Below are 7,145 nucleotides of genomic sequence, written 5' to 3'. Positions count from 1 at the left end.
GTTGGACCCGTTGCTCCTGTGGCACCCGTTGCTCCTGTTGCTCCGGTTGCTCCTGTTGCTCCTGTTGCTCCAGTAGCTCCTGTTGCTCCGGTTGGACCCGTTGCTCCTGTGGCACCCGTTGATCCCGTTGGACCCGTTGCTCCCGTTGCTCCTGTGGCACCCGTTGGACCTGTTGGACCCGTTGCTCCTGTTGCTCCGGTTGGACCTGTGGCACCCGTTGCTCCTGTTGCTCCTGTTGCACCCGTTGCTCCTGTTGCTCCGGTTGCTCCAGTAGCTCCTGTTGCTCCTGTTGCTCCGGTTGCTCCTGTGGCTCCTGTAGCACCTGTACCTCCTGTAGCCCCAGTTGGCCCCGTTGGCCCTCCAGCTGGTCCAGTTGGTCCAGTCGGTCCAGGGGGTCCTGTAATATTTTGGGCAGACAATACATTCTCCAACTTGTTTTGCAGTAGTAATTCATTTTGGGCTACTGCCTTTAACGTGCTTTGTACACTTGTGTTCACATTTAAAATATCGGTGATAGTCGCTATTGGTGCAGTAACTCCAGGCAGTGTACCGAGTACAAATTGAAGCTTTTCGCCTTCTGCATTTAGTATATGGCTAAGCCCTAGTTCTTCCAGTGCAATCGAGGACAGTAATAGGGAAATAGCATCATCACGAGTCAAAGTAATACTCGGTGTAATATTAGGTAAATTCGGTTGTGACACTAACATGTCTCCTTTCATTTTATTTGTTCTATATTCTCTTTGTTTGAACAAGAGAGAAGTATCAAACAATATAATGTATGAAATCGGCTAGACAATGGTATAAACGGGAGTCTACATTTTTGAAAATTATGCTTTTGACTATAAAAGCGTCAAGACTAGACAATTATATTTGTTCTGAACCTTTACCAATAAAAACACCTATTAAACTAAAAAAGCGATTTAAAGGGAAGCCAATCAAAATAATACGCGTCGCCATTCAAATGCTCTGACACATAATCAGGTATATAAACCTCTGTACCAACTCAATAACATCCTTCATGCCTATAGGGGTTTGTATCAGGATACTCAAGGTTATTAAAAGGTTTTTTAGTGCCGATTACGATAAGTATTTTCCTTTCCTGAGGTAACCACATATTTGCATTGACTGGACACTCTACTTTTACATAATAATTTGGCGGTTTCTCCATACACTCCATTACTACCTGAAACTTTTTCATCCGTGGAACATTTTCAATTACATAAACCTTGGTTGTGCAAGAACTACATGTCAGAAAAACTGCAAAAATAAACCATCACCTGTACGAGTACCATATATGTCTGCAATGTTGCTATTGCGTGTACAAGGGAAAGTTCCGATATAAATATCTGCATCCTGTTGATCTAAAACTGTAATTTTAGTTATATTTGTTTCATTTAAAGTGTGTTTAAAATTTATAAGGGTTACGCATGCTTTCTTGTCAATTTCAAACGATTCTAATGCCAGTATCGAGCATGCCTAAATCCATACTTCCGCAACTACTAAAGTAGCTTTTAGCTGTAATCAAATAGGTTCCCACCTTGAATATTTTCCTGATTGCTCAGAAAGGGATATCTAATATTTGGATGTTTAATATAACCATGGTCTTTTGTTAAATAAATTCCTATACTAGTAACATCTTATATATTGAGGTGGATAATATTGAATATATTCAAAACATCGAAAACAAAGAAAACTGCTTTATCAAATGACTGGACTCTAATAACACATGAAAACTGTTCTGTATACATCAGCATTGATAATCCCAATAAATTTTCTATTCATGATTGGGATGACGACGAAATGTTAATCTTAATTACAGAAGATAGTTCAGTTGAAATTCAAACTAATAGATATGATTTGAGACATAAGGTAAATCTACTAAATCGTTCAATCACTGTATTTGCTGAACCGAACGAAGAAGAATAAAATGTTGCTGAGCATCAAATTGATGCTCTTTTTGATGCCTGTAACAACGGGCATTTTGTAGAATGATAATAAAATTGTTATATTGACAATAGGGTCGTTAGAAACAAATAGAGTTATTTATAAAGGTGGGGTGAAATTGAATTTTCATTTCATCTTTCTCACTATTTTCGTAAAATAAAATCAAGAATATTTAGGTATTCAATCATTCATTTTTGTTGAAATAAGATGAAGGAGAATATTTGAAAACATTATCATTTCTCAACTAGACCTAGAATTAGTAGAAATAGCAACAGAGAAGATTACGATGCTTTACGAGGATATCGGATAACAGGAGAAATCATTTCTGAAGTACATACTGAAGCGTTATAGGGCGAGTATCTGTTTGTGCCGAAGCCATTGCGATTTTTCGAATGGACAATAGAATTTCGACACAATTGTAGCGTTTAGGCACCATTATTCTGACGAAGTAAATAGAAATATTCGAGTGGTGAGTCGCGTATTACGATGAAAGAATTGGGTGAGAAGGTTTATTTGACTGGGGAAGCGGCTTCATCGAGGGTAGCAAGGCTTGATAAGATACTGTAAATCATGATAGCAATGTCCATGCATCTATGAATATTTATACTAAAAGTCCGTACCTAGAAACTTATCTGTCATTTATTAAAACACAGCAGCAATTTATTGTTAATAATTTTATAATTAATGGAGATAGTTGTTATCTTCTTAATGTAGGTTCCCGTCAAACGAAGTATAGATCAATTTTAAGTCATTTAAATCAGCATGCAAACTAAAAATAATAGTGCGATACCAGGCTCTCTCCATGGATAGCCTGGTATTTTTCAATTCCTTTCAATTTTCAACTTTTACATAAACGCTACTAAATAACTTCTCATCAATTAAGGCGTCCAGCTTCCACATACCACCATTTGGGAAAGTCATATTAGTTGGAGCATGGTTGTCTGCGCCACTGTTCGGTCCAAGTAATTTAGCATTTGAAACCAATTCCACTTCTCTACCTGTCAATTGGTGAGTTCCCTTGATGCGAAGGAAGTCTCCTGATTTAACGCTCTCTCCCCAAAAATGCCAGCCATATTTTCCTGTTTTGCTAGCGACTATTTTTTCTTCGTTACTATGAGTAAATCCTAATAACTGCGGTTTACCAATGAAGCTTAAATTTTCAGATGTAAAATACCCACTTTCTTGCCATTCATTTTCTTTTGCTTCTCCAACAAGTCTCGAACTATTACTTTGTAGAATGAGGTCGTTGGATTCTTTATGAGAGCAACCTACTAATACCAAGCCACAAATTGTAACGAAACCTATAATTCTTTTCACGTTTATTTCCCCTTTTTATTGTGGAACGATTATTTATCATTTTTTGTTACAAAATTTATCATTGTCATTTCCGTTATATTCTAAGTGTAATTGCACAATCTAAATTGTAACTAACAATAATGGAGGTTATAGCAATGAAAAAAATATTTTATATCGGAGCACTGACAGCATTCCTATTAAGTGCTTGTTCTTCTCATGATGAAGCTCCAGCTAGTGAACAAGCGGAAGCAAAAGAAAAAACTGTGAATGCAGAAACAAAAGAAAATCTTGAAAAAAGTTTTCTTTATGAATCGGAAGATCCGTTTACAAAGTGATTGAAGAAGGCAGATAACTAATTAAGGTTATCTGTTCTTTATTGTGTACTCTCCGAATACATTACATCACTGAAATTGTTCGTTTAAAAAACATTTTGAAGCCTACTAATATCAGTCCTTATCATGTGGAATTTGATCAATCATATGCGTTCTTAAGCTCATGTTTCATGACTGTTGTTAACTTTATAACTTAAAAATGCTTCATTTAAAAACAAGATTTTAATCAAACTTTATTTTCTTTAATTTAAAAACTGCACCCCCATTATTAATAGAGGTGCAGCTCAATATTTTTACTATGAATTCACGTCTAATTTACTTTGATTTTTCTTTCTTTTTAGAACAACAAACGAAATTGATGTCCCTTGGTTGAGTTTACTTTTAATTTGAAGTCCCTTACCATAATGTTGTTTTAAACGAAGATCTGTATTTAGCAATCCAATGCCAGTTGAAGTCTCCGATTTTCTTTCAAGTAAATGTTCCATTGTAACCTCATCCATTCCAATACCATCATCTGACACAGTGATCTCAATGTACGTGTCGCAATCTACAATGCGAATATGAATATTACCGCCATTTTCACGAGGTAAAATACCATGTTTCAGAGCATTTTCAATTAATGGTTGGATGGTCAGTGATGGGATCATGACATCTGTAGTAACTTCCAAATCCCACGTTGTATTGATCCGCTCCCCAAAACGTTCTTTATGAATATATAAATAGGATCGAACAAGATTTAACTCATCCTCAATTGGAACAAGCTTATCAATATTTTGGAATTTAAAAGATTCCCTTAAAAAATCACTCAGTGCTTCAAGTAGCTTACTCGTACGTTCGATGTCTATTTCACTTAATGTGATAATGGCATTTAATGTATTGAACAGAAAATGGGGCTGTATTTGTGCCTGAAGCCAGGCTGCCTCCATTCGAAGCCTTTCTTGTGCTGACTGTTTAACATCAGTTAGTGCCTTTACTCTTGACCTTAACTCTAAAGCGTCCACTGGCTTTGTGACATAATCATTGGCACCGGCTAAAAATCCATTTTTAATGTCTTGAGACTGGCTTCTTGCCGTAAGAAGTAACACAGGAAGTTCCGTTATTGAAAATTGTTGACGAACCGTTCGTACTAGTTCGTAACCAGACATTGTTGGCATCATGACGTCTGAAATGATCAAATCCCACTCTTGAGACATTATTATTTCGAGAGCTCTACTACCACTTGTAACCGTCACTATGTCGTATTTCTCTATTGAAAGGATTGTTTCGATCACTCTTAAATTAACTGGATCATCATCGACAACCAAAACTCTTGGGCGTTGTTTTACAAAAAATGAATGATCTTCAATTGTATCATTACATGTATTTGTTGAAGTAACGACCGCAGATTCTACCTTCGTACTTGAAAGCAACTCCAAATCTTCTGTGACCTCTTGTCTATCAGATATAGGTAAGGTAAAAGTAAAAACTGACCCCTGACCAACAACTGAAGTTGCCTGTAATGTTCCCCCATGCAGTTCAACCAAACGATTACTAATACTTAATCCTAGCCCAAATCCACCTTCAATCATCGCCTTACTAAGAGTACCTTGCTCATATGGTTCAAAAATACGCAAGATGGTTTCCTCATCCATACCAATACCTGTATCCGCTATCACAATTTCCGCCATACCATTTTTCACATGGCCAGAAATTTTCACTTCACCTTCGTTCGTGTATTTCACTGCATTATGAAGTAAATTGAAAACAATTTGAATAACTTTATTTTCGTCTGCCATTACTTTGGGAAAATCTTCAGGAATTTGATTCATTAGCTGAATCTGCTTACCTTCCCTCATCACGTAGAGCATATCTAATACACCTGATACAATAGTGTGAATTGAAAAAGTTTTAAGCTGTAACTTTGGAGTATTGTCTTTTAAACTCATAACATCCAGTAAATCATCTAACATAAGTGACATTCGATTACCTACAGACAGTACTGTTTTTAAATCCTTAACACTCTTGTCACTGAGTACATGTTCTTCTCTTTCCAAAACAGCTTCCGAAATGTTAAGGATCCCATGAAGTGGATTTCGCAATTCATGAGACGTATTCGCAAGGAATTCATCCTTTAACTTATCATTCTTTTGTAGCTTAATAGCTAGTTCTTTCGTATCCGAATAGACTTTAGCATATCCTTTAAACCATAAAATAGCCAAACAAGCCACTGTTATAATAAGATCAAATGGATACATGACCACTTTAATTCCTAAAATGAGAAGGAGGCCATCCCAAATAAGATTATTAACAAATGCTAAAATGGCAAGAAGTAAAAAAATATTACTTTTTATCTCTTTAATAGATTTTCGCGTTACTGTTAGGATCGTTATAACTGCTGAAATCCCAAAAATCATAATATATATGCCTTGATTAGTTACTATATAGCGAGTAGGTAGGACGATTGCCAACAATGAAGCTATACCACAGAAAATACTAAACCAATGCATATATTTTATTACATGTTGAGGCAGCCAATGTTTTATACATTGAAGCAGTGAAAAGCCTATACCGACCATTGAAAGATGAACTAATTTAAAGCCCCAGTCATAATTAATCGGAAACCAATAAGATAATAATTTGTCATCGCTCGCTAATAGGTAATAAACCATCGTGCTAAACGATAAGAGAGAAAAGTAAAGTAATCTTCTTTCTTCCCTGTTTCCTACAAAAAATAAAATGATAGAATAGATCGCGTGTATTAAAAAAACCACCGCCACCAGTTGTTGCATAGTGATCGACAATTGAGTTTCCCAAGCTAGTATATCTTCTTTTCCTAATTTAATGGAGCGCACAATTCCACCATTACGAGGATCTTTAAAGTTAGCAGCCTGAACAACGATTTCGATCTCGGTGTGACCATTAGCTTCAAATGAGACAGTATACGGTACGTTTTTGGCAACTGTTTTTTCTGCATTTTCTCCTATCTCACCTGATTTAGCTAATTGTCTACCATTTACATATATTTCTGAGGAGCTTCGAACACTCGGAACTCGAATACTGTAGGTTATCTTGTCATCCGGATTGACGAGTAATGTTAAGCGATAAGAACCGTAGCCATAAGGCGTTATCTCTTCTTCTTGAAAGGAAGTATTCCACCCTTCTGGAACCTGTATGTATTTAGCATGATCCTTTTTAGATTCTAATTGTTTTTCTTCGCTAATCATCCATTTATAAGGATAAAACTCCCACTCACCATCAAGTGTAATAGCATGACTATCATTAAAATTCCAATTCCTTAAATCCATTTGCCCTTTAACAGCATAGGGTTGCTCCGTACCATTAAATATCTCTAGCCATAAAATTCGTGAGCCTGTCAGAAATATAAGAAACAAGCTAATGATGAGAGCAATTTTTCTTCTTTTCATTCATCATAATTGTCAAAAGGTATAGTGTGTTTTTCAAATATAAACACAGCTCCTTAGGCCAAATCACACCTCCTACGATATTTTATGCTAACAGAGTTACCGTAACATTTAAATCTAATTTTCATTTAAATCCAAAATTTCCAATTACGTAATCTAATAATTAACAAAA

The 7,145-nt window shown here is 36.0% G+C and carries 6 protein-coding genes and 1 pseudogene; 3 read left to right on the top strand and 4 right to left on the bottom strand.

The annotated features are described in order from the left end of the window. Together MOK21_RS03290 and MOK21_RS03285 are read right to left on the bottom strand one after the other, a co-directional pair. The coding region (locus MOK21_RS03290; protein ID WP_483869388.1) for an alpha-helical endospore appendage domain-containing protein at positions 1–701 on the bottom strand (701 nt) is incomplete at its 3' end. Between the two features lie 547 nt (positions 702–1,248). Beyond that, positions 1,249–1,416 carry a hypothetical protein gene (locus MOK21_RS03285; protein ID WP_249072558.1) on the bottom strand — a complete coding sequence of 56 codons (168 nt, stop codon included), beginning with the start codon at positions 1,414–1,416 and terminating at the stop codon, positions 1,249–1,251. A 243-nt stretch (positions 1,417–1,659) separates the two neighbouring features. Between MOK21_RS03285 and MOK21_RS03280 the strand changes: the two genes are divergently transcribed. Both MOK21_RS03280 and MOK21_RS23975 read left to right on the top strand, forming a co-directional pair. After that, complete coding sequence (locus tag MOK21_RS03280; protein ID WP_249072545.1) at positions 1,660–1,926, top strand: hypothetical protein; 267 nt, start codon at positions 1,660–1,662, stop codon at positions 1,924–1,926. A 504-nt stretch (positions 1,927–2,430) separates the two neighbouring features. Beyond that, positions 2,431–2,717 (top strand): annotated as a pseudogene (locus tag MOK21_RS23975) (Lrp/AsnC family transcriptional regulator). Positions 2,718–2,775: 58 nt separating this feature from the next. Here the strand turns inward: MOK21_RS23975 and MOK21_RS03275 are convergent. Next, a complete protein-coding gene (locus MOK21_RS03275) occupies positions 2,776–3,261 on the bottom strand; it encodes a hypothetical protein (RefSeq protein ID WP_249072544.1) in 486 nt (161 codons plus the stop codon). Positions 3,262–3,395: 134 nt separating this feature from the next. Here MOK21_RS03275 and MOK21_RS03270 point away from each other — a divergent pair, with 134 nt between their 5' ends. After that, positions 3,396–3,575 carry a hypothetical protein gene (locus MOK21_RS03270; RefSeq protein ID WP_249072543.1) on the top strand — a complete coding sequence of 60 codons (180 nt, stop codon included), beginning with the start codon at positions 3,396–3,398 and terminating at the stop codon, positions 3,573–3,575. A 293-nt stretch (positions 3,576–3,868) separates the two neighbouring features. Here the strand turns inward: MOK21_RS03270 and MOK21_RS03265 are convergent, their stop codons facing one another. Next, positions 3,869–6,976, bottom strand: a complete 3,108-nt coding sequence (locus MOK21_RS03265; RefSeq protein WP_249072542.1) for a hybrid sensor histidine kinase/response regulator — start codon at positions 6,974–6,976, stop codon at positions 3,869–3,871. Positions 6,977–7,145: the final 169 nt, after the last annotated feature.

The sequence above is a fragment of the Lysinibacillus sp. BPa_S21 genome (assembly GCF_023337795.1).
Taxonomy (GTDB): Bacteria; Bacillota; Bacilli; order Bacillales_A; family Planococcaceae; genus Lysinibacillus.
Note: the sequence above shows the minus strand (reverse complement) of the source record. Positions and strands in the feature narration are given on the sequence as shown.